This is a genomic window from Microbacterium sp. Z11_20 (assembly GCF_057197605.1).
In genome coordinates, this window is the sequence record NZ_JBXVOQ010000004.1 from 40,062 (window position 1) to 60,825 (window position 20,764).

16 protein-coding genes are annotated in these 20,764 nt (G+C 68.9%); 6 read left to right on the forward strand and 10 right to left on the reverse strand.

Annotation, left to right across the window (positions count from 1 at the left end):
- Nucleotides 1–60: 60 nt before the first annotated feature.
- A complete protein-coding gene (locus tag AC2DFQ_RS10660; RefSeq protein WP_484510195.1) occupies nt 61–1,014 on the forward strand; it encodes an L-lactate dehydrogenase in 954 nt (317 codons plus the stop codon).
- A gap of 4 nt (nt 1,015–1,018) precedes the next feature.
- Entirely contained in the window at nt 1,019–1,789 is a 771-nt protein-coding gene (locus tag AC2DFQ_RS10665; protein ID WP_484533876.1) for a hypothetical protein, read from the forward strand.
- Nucleotides 1,790–1,836: 47 nt separating this feature from the next.
- On the opposite strand, the gene AC2DFQ_RS10670 is transcribed toward AC2DFQ_RS10665, so the two are convergent.
- From AC2DFQ_RS10670 to AC2DFQ_RS10710, 9 genes are all read right to left on the reverse strand, one after another.
- Nucleotides 1,837–2,496, reverse strand: coding sequence for an HAD family hydrolase (locus AC2DFQ_RS10670; RefSeq protein ID WP_484533877.1), 660 nt, complete (start codon nt 2,494–2,496; stop codon nt 1,837–1,839).
- Between the two features lie 78 nt (nt 2,497–2,574).
- Nucleotides 2,575–4,071: a M81 family metallopeptidase gene (locus tag AC2DFQ_RS10675; protein WP_484533878.1), complete on the reverse strand. Its 1,497-nt coding sequence runs from the start codon at nt 4,069–4,071 to the stop codon at nt 2,575–2,577.
- Between the two features lie 14 nt (nt 4,072–4,085).
- The gene (locus tag AC2DFQ_RS10680) at nt 4,086–5,471 is read right to left on the reverse strand and encodes an aminopeptidase P family N-terminal domain-containing protein (protein WP_484533879.1); all 1,386 of its coding nucleotides are present in this window, start codon (nt 5,469–5,471) and stop codon (nt 4,086–4,088) included.
- Between the two features lie 169 nt (nt 5,472–5,640).
- The gene (locus AC2DFQ_RS10685; protein WP_484533880.1) at nt 5,641–6,678 is read right to left on the reverse strand and encodes a LacI family DNA-binding transcriptional regulator; all 1,038 of its coding nucleotides are present in this window, start codon (nt 6,676–6,678) and stop codon (nt 5,641–5,643) included.
- Between the two features lie 213 nt (nt 6,679–6,891).
- Complete coding sequence (locus tag AC2DFQ_RS10690; protein WP_484510189.1) at nt 6,892–7,740, reverse strand: sugar phosphate isomerase/epimerase family protein; 849 nt, start codon at nt 7,738–7,740, stop codon at nt 6,892–6,894.
- Between the two features lie 74 nt (nt 7,741–7,814).
- Nucleotides 7,815–9,419, reverse strand: coding sequence for an ABC transporter substrate-binding protein (locus AC2DFQ_RS10695; RefSeq protein ID WP_484533881.1), 1,605 nt, complete (start codon nt 9,417–9,419; stop codon nt 7,815–7,817).
- A 94-nt stretch (nt 9,420–9,513) separates the two neighbouring features.
- Nucleotides 9,514–10,347 (reverse strand): ATP-binding cassette domain-containing protein, encoded by an 834-nt coding sequence (locus AC2DFQ_RS10700; protein ID WP_484510187.1) that lies wholly within the window; start codon nt 10,345–10,347, stop codon nt 9,514–9,516.
- Nucleotides 10,344–12,167 (reverse strand): dipeptide/oligopeptide/nickel ABC transporter permease/ATP-binding protein, encoded by a 1,824-nt coding sequence (locus AC2DFQ_RS10705; protein WP_484533882.1) that lies wholly within the window; start codon nt 12,165–12,167, stop codon nt 10,344–10,346. Before AC2DFQ_RS10705 ends, AC2DFQ_RS10700 begins: the two co-directional genes overlap by 4 nt.
- Nucleotides 12,164–13,108 carry an ABC transporter permease gene (locus tag AC2DFQ_RS10710; protein ID WP_484510185.1) on the reverse strand — a complete coding sequence of 315 codons (945 nt, stop codon included), beginning with the start codon at nt 13,106–13,108 and terminating at the stop codon, nt 12,164–12,166. The genes AC2DFQ_RS10705 and AC2DFQ_RS10710 overlap by 4 nt, the downstream gene beginning before the upstream one ends.
- Nucleotides 13,109–13,363: 255 nt before the next feature.
- On the opposite strand from AC2DFQ_RS10710, the gene AC2DFQ_RS10715 reads away from it, so the two are divergent.
- Both AC2DFQ_RS10715 and AC2DFQ_RS10720 read left to right on the forward strand, forming a co-directional pair.
- Nucleotides 13,364–14,980 carry a thiamine pyrophosphate-binding protein gene (locus tag AC2DFQ_RS10715; protein ID WP_484510184.1) on the forward strand — a complete coding sequence of 539 codons (1,617 nt, stop codon included), beginning with the start codon at nt 13,364–13,366 and terminating at the stop codon, nt 14,978–14,980.
- On the forward strand, nt 14,892–16,508 hold the full coding sequence (locus AC2DFQ_RS10720; protein WP_484533883.1) for an aldehyde dehydrogenase family protein: 1,617 nt from the start codon (nt 14,892–14,894) through the stop codon (nt 16,506–16,508). Before AC2DFQ_RS10715 ends, AC2DFQ_RS10720 begins: the two co-directional genes overlap by 89 nt.
- A gap of 42 nt (nt 16,509–16,550) precedes the next feature.
- Here AC2DFQ_RS10720 and AC2DFQ_RS10725 read toward each other — a convergent pair whose 3' ends face one another.
- Nucleotides 16,551–18,527, reverse strand: a complete 1,977-nt coding sequence (locus AC2DFQ_RS10725; RefSeq protein ID WP_484533884.1) for an aldo/keto reductase — start codon at nt 18,525–18,527, stop codon at nt 16,551–16,553.
- Nucleotides 18,528–18,706: 179 nt separating this feature from the next.
- On the opposite strand from AC2DFQ_RS10725, the gene AC2DFQ_RS10730 reads away from it, so the two are divergent.
- Both AC2DFQ_RS10730 and AC2DFQ_RS10735 read left to right on the forward strand, forming a co-directional pair.
- Nucleotides 18,707–19,321, forward strand: a complete 615-nt coding sequence (locus AC2DFQ_RS10730) for an FMN-binding negative transcriptional regulator (protein ID WP_484510181.1) — start codon at nt 18,707–18,709, stop codon at nt 19,319–19,321.
- 90 nt (nt 19,322–19,411) lie between these two features.
- On the forward strand, nt 19,412–20,758 hold the full coding sequence (locus AC2DFQ_RS10735; protein ID WP_484533885.1) for a M20/M25/M40 family metallo-hydrolase: 1,347 nt from the start codon (nt 19,412–19,414) through the stop codon (nt 20,756–20,758).
- Nucleotides 20,759–20,764 lie beyond the last annotated feature (6 nt).

A 20,764-nucleotide genomic window follows, 5' to 3' on the forward strand; every position in this document is an offset into this window, starting at 1 on the left:
GCATCGCTCGGCGTCTGAACCCCCGTAGCCGGACGATGGCGCCCCTGCGAGACTTGCCGTATGAGCGTTATCGAGAACTCGAAGCTGACGGTGGTGGGCGCGGGCAGCGTCGGGTCGAGCGTGGCGTATGCCGCTTTGATCCGTGGCTCCGCGCGACATGTCGCCCTCTACGACATCGCCACCGCCAAGGTCGAGGCCGAAGTGCTCGACCTTGGCCACGGCACCCAGTTCACGGGCACGAGCGACATCGTGGGCGGAAGCGATATCTCCGTGGCCGCCGGCTCGCACGTCGTCGTGATCACCGCGGGGGCGAAACAGAACCCCGGTCAGACCCGTCTCGAGCTCGCCGGCGTGAACGCCCAGATTCTCCGCTCCATGATGCCGCAGCTCCTCGAGGTGGCTCCCGACGCGATCTACGTCATCGTCACGAACCCGTGCGACGTGCTCACCGTCCTCGCCCAAGAGGCCACGAACCTGCCCCCCGAGCGCATCTTCTCCTCGGGCACGGTCCTGGACACATCGCGGCTGCGGTGGAAGCTCGCGCAGCGCGCGGGCGTATCCACCGCCAACGTGCACGCGTACATCGTGGGCGAGCACGGCGACACGGAGTTCCCGCTGTGGTCTCGTGCCACCATCGGCACCGTGCCCATCCTCGATTGGGAGGCGCCGGGTCATCCCCGCATGAGTGTCGAGGAGCTCGACGCCATCGCCGTGGAGGTGCGCGACGCGGCGTACAAGGTCATTCAGGGCAAGGGTGCCACGAACTATGCCATCGGCCTCTCCAGCGCCCGCATCGTCGAAGCGGTCCTCCGTGACGAGCACGCCGTCATCCCGGTGAGCACCGTGCTGCGCGACTTCCACGACCTCGACGGGGTGGCGTTGTCCGTGCCGTCGATCGTGAGCTCGTCCGGGGCGGTCCCGATCCGGGAGACGTCGTTCTCGCCCGATGAGCTCGCGTCGCTTCAGCGGTCCGCGGATGCGCTGCGCACCGTGGCGGCAACGCTTCGGGAGTGAGGAGATGTCCTCGCATGTGAGGCTGCCGATCCTGGAGGAGACCGGGTACGCGGTGCTCGACCCCTACGATCAGTCGGCCGACCCGCCGGAATGGCTCGACCTCGAGTACGTGGACTGGCGCTCCTCCGGCATCACGCGTTTCGCGCCTCTGACCAGCTACGCCGGCGAGATCGAATGCAACGGGTTCTGGAACCACACTCCCCCGCGCACCGACAAGGACGGCGTGTGGATCCCCTCCCAGGTGGAGAAAGCGCCGCGGCTCACCGCGCGCGCACGGGAACCCGGGGCGAACGTCGGCCGCTGCCGGGTCGTGGAACTCCAGCCGAACACCTACGCGGATGCGGTGTGGAATCTGCACCACGACGACAACAACCGCATGAATCCCGAGGGCACGGGGTGGGTGGTGCGCGGCTCCTTCAACCTCACCGACGACCCGGACTCCCTGCTGCTGCTGCGCGAAGACCGCTTCGACGCAGCCACCGAGGTGCGTCTGCCCCTTCCCGCCGGATCGCGGGTGGTCATCGACACCCAGCGCTTCTGGCACGCGGTGTGGCACCGCGGGGATGCTCCGCGCTACAGCCTCATCACGTCGTGGGAGTCGGGGCCCGAACTGGAGGCGTACATCGCCGAACGATCGGGGCGGAGCCGGACGGACGGCGTCCCGCTCGACCCGGTGCTCGTCGAGGAAGCGCAGACCGAACTGTATCTCCGCACCGACGAGCGCCGGCGGATGTTCGACAGCCTGTTCCAGGACCAGGCCGGGCGACCCGGCTGACCGCACCTGGCCGCCGAGGCCGGGGGCCCGGACCCACCGCGCCCTTCTCAGCGGCGAGCGCGCATCCCCGCAAGGATCTCGACGGAGAGTTCCGCCAAGCTCGCGAAGAAGCGGCGACCGTCCCGCGGAGCGATCGCGCCGGCATACGACGGCACGCACGCCACCGCGAGGCCGGCCGCCTCCGCGCTGGACACGCCCCGCTCTGAATCCTCGATCGCCACGCAGCCGGCGGCCGCCACTCCCAGCATCCGCACCCCCCGGAGATAGGGTTCGGGATGCGGCTTGGACTCGGCCACGTCCTCGCCCGCGACGATGGCGTCGAAGCGGAATCCGATGACCGCCTCCGCCGCCTGGGCCACCTCGCGGTGCGCCATCGTCACCAGAGCGCACGCCCACCCGCACTCCCGCAACTCCCGCAGGAGGCGGACCGCTCCCGGGCGCAGGGCGGGGTCCGACTGGATGAGCGCGGCTACCTGCGCGGAGATCAGATCGCCGATCTCCGCCGCCGTCCGCTCGCCCGAGCGGTGGGCCATGCGCTGGGCGTACGCGGTCGTCGGGCGGCCGATCGACCACTGCGCGTCCGCATCCGACCACGCGATCCCCAGGGTCCGCGCCACATCGACCTTCGCCGCCGCCCAGTGGTGTTCGGTGTCCAGGATGGTGCCGTCCAGATCCCACAGCGCCGCTCCCGCTACGGACCGGGGCACTCCACCCTGGGCGGCGACGTCATCCCGGGGCAACGGAGCCGTCGGCATGGCCACGGATGAGGCGGCGGAGGTGGGCTGTCACGACCGGGGAGATGGGATGAGCCGCGGCGTGAGGTCGGCCTCGAACTCGTCGTCGAACGGGTATATCGGCCGCTCCAGCCGCGCATAGTCGAGCCGGGTGAAGTCGAGGTCCGTGGCACCGGGGGTGATCGCCATGAACTGGCTGCCCGCGTCCTGCACCTGGCCGGGGAAGAGGTAGCCGTTCTTGACCACGACGGCGTCGTAGCCGCCGGGCTCGATGAAGGCCTGCCCCTGCATCGGACGCTTCACGAATGCGGGCTCGGTGGCGCGAAGGAACGGGCTGCGGAAGCGCTGCGCGGTGACGTGGATGGTGCCCCGCGACAGCAGCGCCCCGACGACCCCGTCGTCGAAGGCGCCGTCGATGAACCGTTCGACGCGCCATGGCCCCGGCACCGGCTCGGAGAACCGGTCGTCGACCATCGAGCCCAGGCGGTGGTCGATCATCCCGCCGATGCCCGCCGCTTCGGCGGCATCGACGGCGGCCGGGTCCCAGAGCCCGGCGATCAGGATGCGCTTGCCGGATGCGGCGAGGTCATCCCGCCCGACGGTCCGGGCGAGCGCGTAGCTCACGTCGCCGGAGGCGCCCGCGGTGATGTTGTCGCCGGAATCGCTGATGTACAGCGGCGCACGCGGGTTCGCCTGGACCAGATGGTCGATCGCCTCGTCGTACGACCCGAAGCGCTCGCTGACGATCCCGAAGTCGCGCCGTGCCCCCCAGTACTTCTCGGCGAGCTCGGCCGCGCAGGCGAGGACGGCGCGTTCGTCGTAACCGGTCACGAGCACGGATGCGGTGCACCGGGCCTCGTCCGCCCAGACGAACCCGACCCAGATCCCGGCATCCACCACGCCGTGACGGGCGATGGTGGGGATGAGCGAACCGAACACCGAAGCTGCCGGCTCGTAGACCGTGCTCGTCCGCTCCCCCGGCAGCAGCACCGGCACCCGCACCCACGCCTTCAGCGGCGACCGACCCCGGTGGATCGTCTCGATGAGCACGCGGACCGCCCGCTCGCGCGTGGCCCACGTGTCGATGTGCGGGGCGTGCCGGTGCACCGCAGCCAGGTCGAGCAGGCCGGCGAGCTCCTCCGACATGTTCCCGTGCGGATCCATCGACGCGGACAGGATCGTGTCCGCTCCGACGATCTCACTCACCTTCCGGACGAAGCGCTCCTCCGCCCGGTCGCGGCCCTCCACGGTCATGGCTCCGTGCAGGTCCAGGTACACGCCGTCGAAGGGGCCGTTCTCGCGCAGCCCGTCGAGGATCTCCTCCTCGAACCGGTCGTACACCTCCGGGACGACGGGGCCGGCCGCTGCCGCCATCGCGCGGAGGAGCGGCACCCACGTCACGCCGTCGACAATGTCGCCCAGCCGCGCAGGCCACTCGTACTGCTCGAGCAGCTCCGCCCCCCGCTGCTGCAGGAAGTACTGCTCGCCCGCCCGATCGAGGGAGAACGTGTCCGACTCGGTGCCGATACCGGCGATCGCGATTCGCATCGGGGCGCCTGCCGTCAGCTGCGCGCCATGGCCAGGTGCGGGGCCAGCCAGAAGGGCGTCAGCCAACCGGCGGTGTCGGAGAGGGGGAGGACCTCCTCGTGCAGGGTGATGCCGAAGGTCTCGGCCAGCACCGTGCGGCGCCGCGCGATGCGGGCCCAGGCGTCGGGGTAGAACCCGGCCAGCTGTTCGCGCAGCTCGGCATCGGCCAGGACGATTCCGTCCTCGATCTGGGCCGTGTGGTACGGAGCGGCGGGCATCGGGATGATGTCCAGTTGCACCGCGGAACCGGATGCGAAGGCGAACGTCGAGCCCGCGCGCACCGGCGATCCGGGCCATTCGTCGAGTCCGATGAAGTGCCCCGGGTTCAGGTACACGCCGAAGAACGGGTCACCGATGCGCGAGTAGGTGACGTCGTACAGCTCTCCCGCGGTGAGGCCGATGCGGATGGTCTCATACCAGGCCGCCGCCGTCGCGTAGTAGGGAACGACGAGCCTCTCGAGATAATCGGCGGCCCCGTCGGGCAACTGGTCCGCGCTCTCGACGAGGAATCCTGCGCGGGCGGTGTTGCTTCCCCACAGCCCGAGTCCGGTCGCGACCGGATCGCCGACCTGCAGTTCGCGCCCGCCGGGGCTGGCCACCCCGTACCTCGTGTTCGGCCCGCCGAGCATCGTCGGGTGATAGTTGAACGGCAGCATCACCGGGTTGAGCAGCTGCGAAGCCTCCAGCTCAGTCATCCCGGGGCGGACGCCGTTGATGACGCGGGAGACGGCCTGAGAGGCGTGACTGGCGGCGAACTCGAAGTAGGCCAGCTGATGGACGTCGTTGTGGTAGCGGATTCCGCTGTCCAGGCCGACGAAGATATCGGTGGCGTTGACGTACGAATCGACGAAGCCGGCGATCTCGGTCACGACGAAGTGCGGGACGTCGATCCATCCCGTTGCCTCCGCCCCCGTCCAGTACTTCCACCCCACGAGCCCGACGGTGCGGACGGACGAGTCCCCGAGGCCGGCTTCGCGCAGCAACGAGCTCATCGTCACGTCGCCCGGGTCGGGCTGGCCGACGAGGCTGAGCTTGGCCAGGCGCACCACGTCGATGTCGAACGGGACGATGTCCGCATAGGCGACGTCTTCGTTGCCGACGATCAACCGCGGCGTGCGTCCGGGGATGAGCACGAGCAACGCTTCCTCGTACCGGGGGTCGAACCCCGTCAGGAACGCCATGTTCGCAAAGTGCTCGCGGTCGGCATACAGGACGACAGCGTCGAGGCCGCGCTCCTCCATCGCCGCGTACACGCGGGACAGCCGCTGCTCGTACGTCGCTGCCGGAACCACGGGCACGTGTCGCGGCGCTTCGAAAGCCGGAAGGGCGACCTCCTTGAGTTCAAAACCCCATGACGCCATAACCACTCCTGTTCCACGCGACCGCAGCCGACCGGAGCCGCCGACCGTCGATGCGGGTCGGCCTGGGACGCCAGTCCTGATGCTTCAGTCTTGTCGAGAACCGAAGTGTTGTCAAAACATTGCGCAATGTAGAGCGCCAGCACACAACACCGCGCGCGGTGGGCTCAGATCATGCCGCGGGCGGCGCGGCGCTGGAGTCGCGCTGCACGAGAGCCACACCGATCACGGCGTTGGTGACGGGGCGCTCGGCGTCATCGATCCGGTTCATCAACAGCTCCACCGCGTTGGCGGCCATGCTGTCCACCGGCGTCCGCACAGTGGTGAGACCGGGCGTGACCAGGGCGGCGTCCGGGATGTCGTCGAACCCCACGATCGAGAGATCTTCGGGCACCCGAACGCCGAGGGATCGCGCGGCGCTCATGACGCCCAGTGCGATCGTGTCGCTCGCGGCGAACACCGCGGTGGGCGGCTCGTCGGCGGCCAGCAGGTGGGACAGGGCCGTCACCCCCCACTCGGTGTTGAAGGATCCGTGGAGCACCAGTTGCGTCTCAACGGGAAGTCCCGCGCGCGAGAGCGCGTCCCGGAACGCGCGGGTCCGCTCCTGCACGGAGCGCAGGTACTCGGGGCCGGTGACGAGGCCCACGCGTCGGTGCCCGAGGTTCGTGAGGTACGTCACCGCCTGGTATGCCCCGGCATAGTCGTCCACCAGCACGGAGTCCACCGGCGGCGCATCGTCCAGGGCCTCGTCGATCACGACGACCGGCCGCCCGTCGCCGATCAGTTCGGCGAGCCTCCGGTTGGAGCTGAAGTTGCCGGCGTAGATGATGCCGGCAACGCCGATGCCCGCCAGCGTATCGACGTAGTCGAGCTGCTTTCTTGCGTGATTGAGGGTCGAGCAGATGAGGACGGACGCGCCCTGTCGCTCGGCGACCTTGACCACGGCGTCGGCGATCCGGCCGAAGTAGGAGTTGCCGATCTGCGGCACCACGAGACCGATGACGCCGCGGCGCGATTCGACGTTGCGGCCGGCTCGAGCGGGCCTGGTGTAACCGAGCTCGCGGATGGCCTGCAGCACCCTCGCCTCGGTCTGCGGCTTCAGGGCGAGCTGACCGGCGAGATACCTCGACACAGTCGACACCGACACCGAAGCCGAGGCGGCGATGTCGTGCAGACTCGGCTGTCGCTCACCGGCGCGGCTGTCGCTCAAGGGCCCCTCAACCTCCATCTCGAGTGCGGGACGTGCCCGCGCCCACCGATCGTAGCGCAGTGTTGCGCAACAGTGTCGGTCGTGAATGCGTAGCGGTCGGAGGCGCATGCGTGACGCCGAGGAAAGGAGCCGGCCCACGCGCCTGGGGCGCGTCGCCGAATAATACCCCATGGGGGTGAAACACCCCTCGGGCGACACCGTGGTGGAGGTGCGCTACTCGGCCAGCGCGATCCGCAGGGCGTTACGCGCCTCCCGCACGCGGTCCTCCTCCGGCTGCGCCGACAGGGCGGTGCTGAAGGGTTCGGCCATGACCGGGCCGTCATAGCCGATCCGGCGCAGTGCTCCCACGAGGCCCGCGGTGTCGATCGTGCCGGTCGACGCCGGTTGGGCACGCTCGAGGTCGAGTTGCTCGTCGACCCGCACTCCGGCCGGCGCGTCATCCAGGTCGACCCCCAGCACCTCGCCGGGCAGCAGAGCGAGAATGTCGTCCACCGTGTCCTGTGCGGTGTACCAGTGGAACGCGTCCAGGAGCAGGCCGAAGACAGCCGGGCGTGCGGTCGCGGCGATGACCTCCCGCATCCCGGCGAGGTCATGGATGAACTCATACCGCCGCCCCCGGCGCCACGTAGACGGTCCGACGTACTCCAGGGCGAGCCGAAGGCGATTCTCCTCGAGGATCGGCGCGATCAGGTTCAGCCGGTTCACGTGCAACGCCAGATTCTCCTCGTAGGGGAGGAGGTCCCCGGCGGGGGCGAACCACGTTCCCACGGTCGTCACCCCCACCTCCGACAGCACCGCGGCGACGCTGCGGAAACCCGCCAGGCGGGAGCGGAATTCGTCGTGGGAGCCGTCGCCCACCCGGATCGGCAGGGTTCCGACACCCCACGCGAGACCGGCATCGCCGACGGCTGCCGTGAGGGCCCGGCGTTCGCGACTCGTCATGGAGGAGAGGAGGTGCACGGAGGGGTCGACGCCCGAGTAGTCGTATCGGACGGCGAGGTCGATCAGACGCTCGAATGAGGCCTCGAACAGCAGGCGTCGAGCACTGAGGACGGTGAACATACCGGCACTCCGAACAGGTGCGTGGAGGTGGGGTCGGGCGAGTGGATCGCCCGACCCCACCGGCTACTCGACTGTCAGCTCGCCGGAACGACGAACCACGCGAGGTCCGCGGTTCCCGCGGTGGGCACGTGCGCGGTTCCCGTGATCTTCGTGTCGTCCGAGATGTACGGGTAGGAGCTGTGCAGGATGTTGCCCGTCCAGGAGAGCTCCTCCGTCGCGTAGCGGTACACGTCGGCGATGGCTTCCTGCTGTTCGTCCACCGGTGCTGCCAGAGCCGCCTGACGCAGTGCGTCCAGGTCGGCATCGCGGACCTCGAACGGGTTGAGCTGGTTCGCCCCACCGTAGAAGCTGTTCATCACGGTGAAGGGGGTGAGCTGCCCGTAGCCGTAGTACGTCACCGGGAACTTCTTGGCCAGGATGTCGCTGATGGCCTGGCCCTTGTCCGAGTAGACCTCGAGGGTCGCGTCGACCCCGATGTCGGCCCAGTTCTGGACGACGGCCTGCATGAGGATGTCGGCCGTGGGGCTCGTCTGGTCCACGCCGACGGTGAAGCTCAGTCCGTCGACTCCCGCCTCGGCCAGCAGGTCGCGGGCACGGTCAGGGTCGTACGGGTAGGCCGCGTTGACATCCTCATCGAAACCGAGAGTGCCGGACAGCGCCAGCTGCGAACCCGCCGTTGCCGTGTCACCGAACGCTGCCTTCGCGATGCTCTCGCGGTCGATGGCGTAGTTCAGCGCCTGGCGCACGCGCACGTCGGCGAGCTCGGGAACAAGCTCACCCGCGCGGTCGACGAAGTTGACACCCAGCAGGCCGAGACCCACCAGCTCGACGTGCAGGCCCGCTGCCGTGGCCGCTTCGTAGGTCGCGGCGTCACCGCGCGTCAGGTCGGCCTCACCGTTCTGCACTGCCTGAAGGGCCGCGGCGGAGTTGGCGACGACCTTGATGACGACCTCGTCCCAGGCGATGCGGTCCTGGTCCCAGTACTCCTCGTTCGGCGTGTAGACGTACGTGTCGTTGGCGACCGTGCGCTCGCTGTCCAGAACGTAAGGACCGGCACCGAAGGTGTTGCTCTTGAGTGCCTCGGGGTCTTCCAGCCCAGCCGGGCTGACGACCGAGCCGAGCAGGACGCGGTTGCTCAGCATGGCGGGCAGCGCGGGGTTGGGAGCCGAGCTCTCGAAGAGGATCGTGTTCTCTCCGCTGACCGTGATGGACTCGAGCGAGTCCCAGTACGTGGCAGCGTTGACGCCGCTCGCGCGAGCGTACTCCAGCGATGCGATGACACCCTCGGGGGTCATCTCTTCGCCGTCCGAGAAGGTGACTCCCTCGCGCAGAGTGAGCTCGAGCTGCTGGTTGCTCTCGTCCAGGAACTCCCACTCCGTGGCGAGGTCGGGAATGAGCTCACCTTCGGGCGAGATGCGGATGAGGGAGTCGTAGGCGAGGTTGACGAACCAGTTGTTCTGCGGATCGACGTTCTGCAGGTACGGGTCCAGGCTCACCGGCGGAACGGTGGAGGCGACGGTCAGGACCTTCGGGCTGTCGTCCTCTTCGCCTTCGGTGCTGCCCGCGTTGCCGCCACCCCCGCACGCGGTGAGAAGAAGAGCGACGGCGCCGACGGCACCGACGACGGCGAGGCCGCGCTTGCGCCGGCTCGGTGGGCGGAATTTCGGAGATGCGAACATAGGTGGTTGCTCCATGTGATTGTGATGGTCGCCCGGCGGGTGACGGGGGTGTGGGAACGAGGTACCGAACCTCCCTTCGGTGCTCGTGGTGCTCTCAGGTCGCGGGAACAGGAGGAGCCAGCGTCTCCCAGACGCGTCGCCGTTCCCGCTGCACTTCGGGATCCGGGTACGGCTCAGCGGCGAGCAGCCGCTGCGTGTAGAGCTCTGTCGGGCGGGTGTAAACGTCTTCGGTGACGCCCTGTTCGACGATCCGACCACGACTCATGACGGCGACCCGCTGGGACAGGAGGCGCACGATGGACAGATCGTGGGCGATGAAGAGATAGGAGACGCCCGTCTCGGCCTGAATGGCCCGGAAGAGGTTGGTGATCTGCGCCTGCACCGACAGATCCAGCGCCGAGACGGGCTCGTCGCAGATCACGAGCTTGGGGCTGGCCATCAGGGCGCGCGCGATGGCGATCCGCTGCTTCTGCCCGCCCGAGAAGCTCCCGGGCATCCGATCCATGGCCGCGGCCCCGAGCCCGACCCGGGTGAGCAGTTCCTGGGCGCGGTCGATCGCGACGGAGCGCTTCATGATGCGGTTCGCCACGAGCGGTTCGATGAGGATCTGCCCCACCTTCTTCGCCTCGTTGAGCGAACTCCGGGGATCCTGGAACACCACCTGCAGCTCGGTGCTGATCGCGCGGCGCTCTCGCCGCCCGATGTGGGTGATGTCCTCGCCCTGGAAGACGATCCGGCCGCCGGTAGGGCGAGCGAGCCCGAGGATCGCCCGCCCTACGGACGACTTACCGGATCCTGATTCCCCGACGATTCCGAGCGTCTCGCCCACCCCGACGGTGAAGCTCACGTCGTGGACGGCGGTGAATGCCTTCCGGCCGGAGCCGTACGTCACATCCAGGTTCTCTACGGTCAACAGTGGCGCGGTCATGTCGTCACCTTTTCCTGCTCGGCGGCCCTGGCCTGCTCGCGCTCCATGATCGGGGTGAGGAAGGAGCCCTCGATCACGGGCAGCTCCTTGCCAGGCTCGGCCCCGTGCGGGTTCGACTTGAGCAGAGCCGCGGTGTACGGATGCCGGGGGCGCGCGAAGATGTCCGCGGTGTCGCCGGTCTCGACGATCTCGCCCTTGTACATGACCATCACGCGATCGCAGAGGTCCGCGATCACGCCCCAGTCGTGCGTGATCAGCAGGAGCGACATACCGGTCTGCTCCTGCAGGCGGCGGAGGAGACCGAGGATGCCGGCCTGGACGGTGACATCCAGCGCCGTCGTCGGCTCGTCCGCGACGAGGAGTTCGGGGCGGCCGGCGAGGGCGAAGGCGATGGACACGCGCTGCGCCATGCCACCGGAAAGTTCGTGCAGGTACTTCTTCGCCACCGACTCGGGGTCGGGGAGCTCGGTGAGGCGGAGAAGCTCGATCACGCGCTCGCCGGCCTGGGCCTTGTCCAACCCGTCGTTGAGCCGGACGGCCTCGCGCAGCTGGTCGCCGACGCGGTGGTTCGGCCCGAGCGCAACCATGGGCTCCTGCGCGACGTAGGCGATGCGCTTGCCGCGGTACTTCGACAGCACGCTCTCGGTCTGCCCGACGAGCTCGGTGCCGTCGAATCGCACCGACCCGGCGGTAACGACCGCGCCCTCACCGACGACGCCGAGGATGCCGAAGGCCACCGTCGTCTTGCCCGAACCCGACTCGCCGGCGACGCCGAGGGTCTCCCCTCGCCGGATGTCGAAGGAGGCCTCCCGCACGATGGGAACGATGTCGTCGCCCGCCCGGTAGCCCACGTCCAGCCCCCGCACCGACAGGAGAACGTCGTCCGCCGGGTCCTCCCCCGTGGGCTGCGGGACGCGGCGAGCGCGCGAGGGTGCCTTGGTGAGCTTCGACTGCCCCCAGCCGAACGAGCTGGCGTCGCGCACGGAGTCTCCGATGACGCCGAAGGCGAGGGCGGTGAGCGCGATGACCAGCCCGGAGGGGAACAGCATCCACGGGGTGGAAGCGATCACCTGGGCTGCCTGGGCGATCATGTTTCCCCAGCTCGGGTCGGGGATCTGCACGCCGAAGCCGAGGAAGCTGAGCGCACTCTCCACGATCAGGGCCTGCGCGGCGAAGACTCCGGCCTGGACGATGATCACGCCGCGCGAGCGCGGAAGGACGTGGGAGAAGATGATGTACAGCGGCGACAGCCCCGAGACCCGGGCGGCGTCGACGAAGAGTTCGTTCCGCACGGCGATCGCACTCGCACGGACCATCAGGATCAGCACCGGGGACGCGAGGGCGCCGAAGACGATCATCGCCAGGAACGTGTTGCCTCGGTACACCGAGAGCACGACGAAGAGCACGATGATGTTCGGCAGCGCGATGACGATGCTGACGACGGCCATGACGACACGGTCGGTCCAGTTGCTGAAGTATCCCGCGATGAGACCGAAGACCAGTCCCAGCGCGACATAGACGACGACCGCCGCTCCCACGGCCATGAGAGTGGGGCCGGCACCGAACATCAGGCGCGACAGCACGTCGCGGCCGAGCTGGTCCGTTCCCAGCCAGTGGGCCGCTGTCGGACCCTGCGACCCGTTGGCCAGGTCGTTCTCCAGCGGGGAGTACGGGGCGATCATCGGCGCGAGCACGGCCGCTCCGACCACGAGGACGAGCCAGCTCACGGAGAGGATCAGTCCGACGGATGGGCGACGCCGCGGGCGCCGGCGGGTCGCGAGGGCGATCGCGACCGTGGAGTTCGGGTTGGTCAGGCTCACGCGAGTGCCCTCACTTTGGGATTGAGCAACGAGTACAGAACGTCGGTGAGGACGTTGGCGATCAGGATGATGACGGTGAAGGCGAGGACGGCCCCCTGCAGCACGGCCAAGTCGTGGTTCAGTGTCGCGCGGGCCACGAGCGATCCCATACCGGGGATGGCGAAGACCGACTCCAGGACGACCGTGCCGCCGATCTGTGTGACGAACGTGGCCGAGACGGCGGAAAGGATCGGAATCGCGGCATAGCGGAGCCCGTACTTCATGATGAGCGTCCGCGGCGGCATGCCATTGGCCTGCATGAAGCGCATGAAGTCCCGGCTCAGCGCCTCCGACATGGACTCGCGCGCCTGCTTGGCGATGAGGGCGAGCCCGGCGAAGGAGAGGGCCATCACGGGCATCACCAGGTGCAGGAGCCATTCGCCGACCGAGACGCTGGGGGAGACATAGCCGACCGAGGGCAGGATCTGCAGCGTGCCGGCGAAGAACACGATCAGGATGAGTCCGACCCAGAAGTTCGGCAGCGAGATGCCGAGCATCCCGATGGAGTCGAGCACACGTGCGGCCCACCCCTTGCGGACGGCGGCGTACACGCCGAACGCGACGCCCACGACGGTGGCTACGAGCGTCGACAACAGCGCCAGAGACAGCGTGGGCCAGATGCGCTGATCGAGACTGCGCACGATCGACTCACCGGTGTACAGCGAGACTCCCAGGTCGCCGCGGAAGATGCCGGCCAACCAATCGAAGTACTGCTCCCAGATGGGACGGTTCAGTCCCAGTTCCTCGTTCAGCGCAGCGACCCGCTCGGCGGTCGCATTCTCACCGAGAATCGACGTGGCCGCATCTCCGGGGACCATCGATGCCAGCACGAAGGTGAGCGCGGTCATCACGAAGAGGACCGGAATCGCCAGGGCGATTCGTCTGAGGATGATCCCTACCACTGACTCTCCCATTTCTCCGGCGCGAGCGCCGTTGCGCTACGTTGCGCTATTCCACCCGATTCAGGTTTCCCGCACGTTTCGTGCGTGAGGCGATATAACTCGGGGTCGCCTGAAGGCGAGCAGGACACGGACCCGCCGTCGAGCACGCTACCTTTTGTAGCGCCGCAGCGCAACGTTTAGCAATGCGTTGCGCTAGACTTGTGTTTCCGTCCGAGAGCGGCTGGTCCTCGCGCCGCTGCGTCGCGAAAGGCCACTATGCCCACCTCCACCGGCGGCGATCTGCTCGTCTCCGCCCTCCGCAGTGAGGGCGTCTCCACCGTCTTCGGCCTTCCCGGCATCCAGCTCGACCCGGTGATGGAGGCGATGTACCAGCAGCGTGAGGACATCGACTTCCTCGCCGTCCGTCATGAGCAGTCGGCGACCTACATGGCCGATGGGTACGCCCGCGTCTCCGGGGAGCCGGGTGTTGCCATGGTGGTCCCGGGGCCGGGCGTGCTCAACGCCGGTGCCGGCCTGGCGACCGCGTACGCCTGCTCCTCCCCCGTGCTCCTGATCGCCGGCTCCATCGAGTCGTCGATGCGAGGCCGGGCACTGGGGGCGCTGCACGAGATCCCCGGGCAGAGCGAGCTGCTGTCCTCCCTCACCAAGTGGTCGGCGATCGCACGCCATCCGGACGAGGTGCCCGAGCTGGTGCACGAGGCGTTCTTCCACCTGCGCTCCGGGCACCCTCGACCCGTCGCGCTGGAGGTGCCGCCCGACGTCATGCGCGCGACGACCACCGCGCAGACCGGTTCTCCCCGGACGCCCCACCGCATCGCCCCCGACCCCGCAGCCGTCCGCCACATCGCGGAAATGATCGGTCGGTCCCGGCGGCCTCTCCTGTACGCCGGCGGCGGAGCGCTCGCCTCGGATGCCGGTACTCCCCTCATCGCCCTGGCGGAAGCACTCGGCATCCCGATCGTGACCACGCGAAACGGGCGCGGCGTGCTGGATACGCGTCATCCGCTCGTCTTCGACCCGCTCTCCCTCCGTCGCTTCTCCCGTGACGCCGACCTCGTCATCGCCTTCGGCACGCGCCTGGGAAGCGGCGACGGAGGCGCCTCCGAGATGGGCGACGCACCTCTGGTCATGGTCAACGTCGATCACGGGGCGTTCCGCTTCCCACGCCCCGTGGACGTGCCGCTGTACGCGGATGCCGCATTGGCGGCCGAGGCCCTCCGCGCGGAGATCGACGCCTCGGGCGCGCAGACCGAGTTCGAATGGGGCGACATCCCCGCGCAGATCGGCGCCTGGACCACGGAGCAGTTCCAGGTCATCGCACCGCAGATGGAGTACCTCGCCGCCATCCGGACCGCGCTCCCGGACGACGGTGTGCTGGTCAGCGAGTACACGCAGGTCGGATACGTCGCGAGCATCGCTTTCCCCACCCACCGCCAGCGAGGCTTCATCTCCCCGGGATACCAGGGCACGCTCGGCTACGGCTTCGCGACCGCGCTGGGCGCCCAGGTCGCCGCCGGCTCCTCCCCCGTCGTCTCGATCAACGGCGACGGAGGGTTCTCGTGGACCCTTTCGGAGTTGTCCACCGCCAAGAAGTACGGCATTCCCCTCACGGTGGTCGTCTTCAACGACGGCTACTTCTTCAACGTCCACCGGATGCAGCGGGAGAACTTCGACGCCCACCACATCGCGACCGACCTCACGAACCCCGACTACGTCGACCTGGCCCGCGCGTTCGGCATCGAGGCTCAGCGCGTGCACGGGCCCGCCGATCTGGGGGAGGCGATTGCGGGAGCGACGAGGTCGGGGCGGCCGCACCTCATCGAAGTCGCGGTCGGGGAATTCCCCAGCCCCTGGCATCTCATCGACATTTGACCTTCTCGACCACACCCGGAAGCAGGCGACGATGATCAACGACACCGACCAGGCGGAACTGGAGCGAGTCGTCGCGCGGGCCGCGGCGGCAGCGGCGGGGATGGCCGAGACCAGCCCTGGCCTGCGTGCGGCCGCACTGACCGCAGCAGCGCACGCGCTCGAGTCGCATCGTGACGAGCTCGCGCGGATCGCTGCCCCCGAGACGGGCCTCAGCCTGGACCGGCTCACCGGGGAGGTCACTCAGGCCGCGGTGCAGCTGAAGATCCATGCCGGCGCCATGAAGAAGGGCGAGTTCCTCGACGCGCGGATCGACCTGCCCGATGACGACTACGGCCTCGGGCCGCGTCCGGATCTCCGCCGTTACCTGGTGGCGGTGGGTCCCGTGCTCAACTTCGCCGCGAGCAATTTCCCCTTCGCCTTCTCCGTCGCCGGCGTCGACACCGTCGCGGCGCTCGCGGCCGGTTGCCCCGTGATCGTGAAGGCTCACCCGGGCCACCCCGAGACATCGCTGCGCACCTTCGATCTCCTCGCTGCCGCGCTGGTGGGAGCAGGGCTCCCCGAGCACTCGGTGCAGGTGGTGTTCGGGCAGGAGGCGGGACTGTTCGTGCTTCGGCATGAGAGCATCCAGGCCGCCAGCTTCACCGGATCGGTTCGAGCGGGGACGCACCTGGCGCGCATCGCGGCGGAACGTCCTCGGCCGATCCCGTTCTTCGGCGAGCTGGGAAGCGTGAACCCCGTCGTCGTCACTGCGGCGGCTGCGGCGGAACGCGGCGGTGACATCGCCCGCGGATTCGTCGAGGCGTTCAGCTGGTCGGCCGGGCAGGTGTGCACGAAACCCGGTGTGCTGATGGTTCCGCGCGGATTCGACTTCGACGCCGAGTTCCACGCGGCGGCGGTGGGCGCCGATGAGCACCGCCTCCTCCACCCCGGCATCGCCTCGGCTTTCGCCGAGCGTCGCGTCGACATGTCCGGCGTCCGCGGCATCCGCATCATCGCGGCGGGTGACTACCGTGCGGACGAGGACGGCCACGGGTGGGTGCGCCCGACCGTCCTGGGCACGGACATCGACACCCTCCTGCGCGACCCCGCGCTCCCCGACGAAGCGTTCGGTCCGTTGGGCCTCGTGGTCGAGTACGACGACATCGCCCAGGTGGATGCCGCCCTCGCTCAGCTGTTCACCGGCAACCTCACCTCGACGATCATGCGCAGCCCGTCCGACGACCTCGAGCAGCTGCGCGCTCTCACCCTGACGATGCAGGCGCGCGCGGGGCGGGTCGTCTTCGACGCCTGGCCGATGGACGTGCACATCACGTGGGCCCAGCAGCACGGCGGCCCCTGGCCCGCCTCGACGAACGACTCCTCGGTGTCGACATCGGTGGGACCGTTGGCCGTGCGCCGCTTCCTGCGCCCGTCCGCGTGGCAGGACGCCCCGGAGGAGCTGCTGCCCGCGCCCCTTCAGAGCGCGAACCCGTGGGGCGTGCCGCAGCGGATCAGTCGACCCGGCGAGAGCGCGACCTGGCCGGTGTGACACCCCGGTGCCCGCGCGCCCCCCGGCGCGCGGGCACCCGCCTCACTCGCGCAGATCCAGCCAGCGCACCTCGTCGGCCGTGAGCTCGATGCCGAGCGCATCCATCGACGTGCGCGTCTCGGTCAGCGTGCGCGGGCCGAAGAGCGGGAAGGTGGGGAACGGCTGGTGCAGCACGTAGGCCAGCGCGATCGCCGTGGCCTGCACCCCCCGACCCTCCCCGAGCTCGCGCGCGCGGCGCAGGCGCTCGAAGTTGCCCTCGCCGTAGTAGCACCGCACGAGCTGCTGGTCCGAGAGGTCGGCCCAGTCCCCTCTGCTGAAGAACCCACGCGCCTGGGAGGACCACGGGAACAGCGCGGTCTGCGTCCGCTCCAGCCACTCCTTGGACGCGGGGTCCGTCGCATGGCGGCACCCCGCCCACGGCAGGTCGTAGGCCTCGGCCAATCCGAAGTGATTGCTGAGCAGGGTGAACCCCTGCTTGCCCTCGGCGGCGGCGTACGCGTTCGCCTCGTCGATGCGCTCGATGCTCCAGTTCGAGCCCCCGAAGGCACGGATCCGCCCGGCGCGGTAGTGCTCATCCAGGACGTCGATGAATTCGCCCACCGGCACGTCGGCGTTGTCCCGGTGCAGGAAGTACAGGTCTGCGTGGTCGGTCTGGAGCCGATCGAGGCTGGTCAGCAACTCCGTCGTGACGGCCTCGGGATTGCAGTTCGGTGTGTGGGCGCCCTTGGCGATCACCACCAGGTCGTCGCGGTTGCCGCGGGTGCGCATCCACTGGCCGAGCAGAGTCTCCATGATCCCCCGCCCGTACTCGTGGGCGGTGTCGAAGGTGTTGCCACCCTGCTCGACGTAGTCGTCGAACATCACGGTGGCCTGCGCGAGCGTCCGCTGGTTGTCCACCCCCATCACGAGGCGGGAGATGTCCTTGTCCACACCGGGGACGCGGCCGTAGGACATCGTGCCCCGTCGGGGTGGGCGCACGCGTCCGCTCACCGGCGGCATCGACGCATCACCGCGCTCGAAGGGATACTGCACGGACAACGCATCCCGCCACCGTTGCTGCAGGTCGGCCACACCCTGCGTCTCGCTCCACGGCATCTCCGGTGCCTGACCGGATCCGCCGGACGCGGCCTCGGCGAGGGCGTCCGCCTCCAGGGCGTACGCCGCAGCGGGCGGGATGCGGATCTCCTCGACCGGTTCGCCGCTGCGGGACACCAGGATCACCGAGTCTTCGTCGGAACTCGGAACCCACGGCGCGGCGACGGTGATGGTGCCCCCACTACCGACCACGCGCACGCGGTGCGGTTCGCGCAGCTTCACTCCGGTGGTCAGGTGGGCGGAGATGGGGCCGAACCCGACGGTGGCCGTGGCCCACTCGTCCACGCCCGTGGATCCGACGGTGCCGGACGCCGCGAAGCTGGTGGGGACGGGCGACTCGCCCGCGGCCAGTACGACAGCGCGTGCCAGCGAGAGCGGGTAGCCGCCCACGTCGAGGATGCCGCCGCCGGCGAGATCCGCGTCCAGAAGGCGTCCGCTCGTCGCCGGGGTGTGGAAGGAGAACGACGCCTCGACGTGCGCGACCCGGCCGACGGCGCCCTCGCGGACGAGTTCGAGCAGGCGCACCGTTTGCGGGTGGAAGCGGTACATGAAGCCCTCGAGCAGCGCCACGCCGTTGCGGCGGGCCGCTTCGATGATCGCCATCGTGAACGGCGCGTTCGGAGAGAGCGGCTTCTCGCACAGCACATGCTTGCCCGCTTCTGCCGCCTTGATCGCCCACTCGGGATGCGACGTGTGGACGGTCGAGATGTAGACGGCGTCGACCTCGGGGTCGCGGAGAAGTTCTTCATAGTCGGCGTAGCTGCGTTCCGCGCCGAACTCGTCCGCGAATCGCTTCGCACGATCACCGTCACGGCTGGCCACGGCCACCAGTCGGCCCCGCCGGCTCTGGGGAAGTTCCCCCGCGAAGCTGCGCGCGATGGTGCCCGGTCCGATGATTCCCCAGCCCAGTACGTCGTTCGTCATCGTGTGTCCTCCGTCATGTCGGGTTCTGGCCCTCGCCGCGCAGGCAGCCATGACGTGCTCGGCGTGAAAGCGGTGGGCTGCATCGAGCGCATTATCCACACAACTTTACACAATCAGTGCGTATGTGTTGCGTGCAAGAATGTCGACCAGGCCGTAGACCGCCGCGAAGGGGACCCCCGATGAAGCACACGCCGCACTTCATGCTCGAGGACGTTGCCGAGGTCAAGCGCCTCGTTCGGGAGAACCCGTGGGTCACCATCGTGTCCCCCGTCGGGGGGTCGGTCGTCGCGTCGCACTACCCCGCTCTCCTCGAGGAAAGTGGCGAGGACACGATCACTCTGGTCAGCCACGTCGGGCGGCCGGACGAAGAGCTCCACGAACTCGGGCACGCAGATGTGCTCATCATCGTGCAGGGGCCTCACGGCTACATCTCGCCGAGCTGGTATCCGTCCGGCGGGTTCATTCCGACGTGGAACCATGTGACCGCCCACCTCTACGGGCGCCCGGAGATCCTCTCGCCGGAGGAGAACTTCCGGTCGCTGAACCGACTCGTCGAGCACTTCGAGATGCCGGTGGCCAACCCCCGTGGCCTCTCGCAGGATCTCGACTTCGCCCACGGGATGGCGCGCGGCACCGTCGGGATCCGTATTCCGATCACCCGCTTCGACGCGCGCCTCAAGCTCAGCCAGAACAAGTCGGCCGACGACGTGCAGGGAGTCCTCGCCGGGCTCGAGGGGACCGGGCCGTACGCCAACCTCCCCCTCGCCGGGGAGATGCGCCGCGTCCACGGCTGACCTGCGCCTTCATCCGCCCCCCGTCGGAGCGCTCGCCCGCGAGGCCCGCTGTTGCGCAATAGATCTGTAGTGATGCGTACACTGGCGCCCATGGATCCTGCCTTCCCCGACCACGCGCGCGCCATCGCGAACTACCGACGGCTCGTGCGGATCCCGACGATGTCGCGGCTGGACGCTGCGGACGTGGACTGGGCGCCGTTCGACGAGTTCCTCCGGGTTCTCCCCGAGCTCTACCCCGCCCTGTACTCGGCGCTCGAGCACGAGGTCGTGAAGGGGCACTCGTTGCTCTTCCGATGGCGCGGCACCGACGACGGGCCTCCGTCGGTTCTGATGGCCCATTACGACGTCGTCGGAGCCGGCGACGACGGGTGGAGCACCCCGCCCTTCGCCGCCGAGGTGATCGGCGAGGGCGCCGACGCAACCGTCGTCGGACGCGGCGTCATCGACGACAAGGCATCCCTCGTCGGGATCCTCGAAGCCGTCGAGGAGGCGGTGCGGGCCGGGCGCACCCCGCGCAACGACGTCTTCCTCGCGTTCAGCCACAACGAGGAGATCCTCGGCGATGCCACCCCCGCGATCGTCGACCTGCTTCAGGGGCGAGGCATCCGCCCGGGGTTCGTCCTGGACGAAGGAGGCATCGTCGGCGAGAGCATCCTTCCCGGTGTCCCCGACGACGTCGTCTTCGTCGGAGTGAGCGAGAAGGGCGTCGCGACGATCCGGCTCACCTTCACCGCGCCCGGAGGCCACGCGTCGGTGCCCCCCGAGGTGACCTCCACCGCGCGGATGGCGCGTGCCATCACCCAGATCGACGAAGCGGGTGGCGTTCCCGTCCTGAACGAGGTCACGCGGCGCATGATCTCCGCCATCGGACCGGCCGCCGACGGTCCAGTCCGCCGGGCAGCCGAGCTGCTCGACAGGGACGAACCGGCCGCCATCGCGGAGTTCGCCTCCGTGAGCCGTGACGCGCACGCGATGGTGCACTCGGCATCCCTGGTCACGATGCTCACCGCCGGCGAGGCTCCCAACGCCGTGCCCGAGCGCGCGAGCGCCGTCGTGAACGTCCGCGTGGCCGTGGGCCACCGCGCCGAGGACATGGTCGACCGGGTGATCTCCGCCATCAGCGACCCCGAGGTGGTGGTCGAGGTCGTACAGTGCCTGGATCCGGTGGTGCCGTCACAGTCGGACGGGCCCGTCTGGGAACGACTGGAAGAAGCCATCACGGCGGTGTACGGCGACGTCCTCGTCGTGCCCTATGTGAACAACGGCGGGACGGACAGCCGCAACTACAGCGTCATCAGCGACCACGTGTACCGGTTCAATCCGTACGCGATGACGCTGGCTGAAAGGCGCAGCATCCACGCGGTGGACGAAAGGCTCCGGCTCTCCTCGTTCACGGAGGGTCTGAGGTTCTACAGCGACCTGCTCCGGCGCATCTGATTCGGC

Coding starts and splice junctions, on each gene's coding strand:
- AC2DFQ_RS10660 (WP_484510195.1), top strand. CDS start 61: ATGAGCGTTATCGAGAACTCGAAGCTGACGGTGGTGGGCGCGGGCAGC.
- AC2DFQ_RS10700 (WP_484510187.1), bottom strand. CDS start 10,347: ATGACCGCGCCACTGTTGACCGTAGAGAACCTGGATGTGACGTACGGC.
- AC2DFQ_RS10675 (WP_484533878.1), bottom strand. CDS start 4,071: ATGCGAATCGCGATCGCCGGTATCGGCACCGAGTCGGACACGTTCTCC.
- AC2DFQ_RS10695 (WP_484533881.1), bottom strand. CDS start 9,419: ATGTTCGCATCTCCGAAATTCCGCCCACCGAGCCGGCGCAAGCGCGGC.
- AC2DFQ_RS10665 (WP_484533876.1), top strand. CDS start 1,019: ATGTCCTCGCATGTGAGGCTGCCGATCCTGGAGGAGACCGGGTACGCG.
- AC2DFQ_RS10680 (WP_484533879.1), bottom strand. CDS start 5,471: ATGGCGTCATGGGGTTTTGAACTCAAGGAGGTCGCCCTTCCGGCTTTC.
- AC2DFQ_RS10690 (WP_484510189.1), bottom strand. CDS start 7,740: ATGTTCACCGTCCTCAGTGCTCGACGCCTGCTGTTCGAGGCCTCATTC.
- AC2DFQ_RS10725 (WP_484533884.1), bottom strand. CDS start 18,527: ATGACGAACGACGTACTGGGCTGGGGAATCATCGGACCGGGCACCATC.
- AC2DFQ_RS10730 (WP_484510181.1), top strand. CDS start 18,707: ATGAAGCACACGCCGCACTTCATGCTCGAGGACGTTGCCGAGGTCAAG.
- AC2DFQ_RS10735 (WP_484533885.1), top strand. CDS start 19,412: ATGGATCCTGCCTTCCCCGACCACGCGCGCGCCATCGCGAACTACCGA.
- AC2DFQ_RS10715 (WP_484510184.1), top strand. CDS start 13,364: ATGCCCACCTCCACCGGCGGCGATCTGCTCGTCTCCGCCCTCCGCAGT.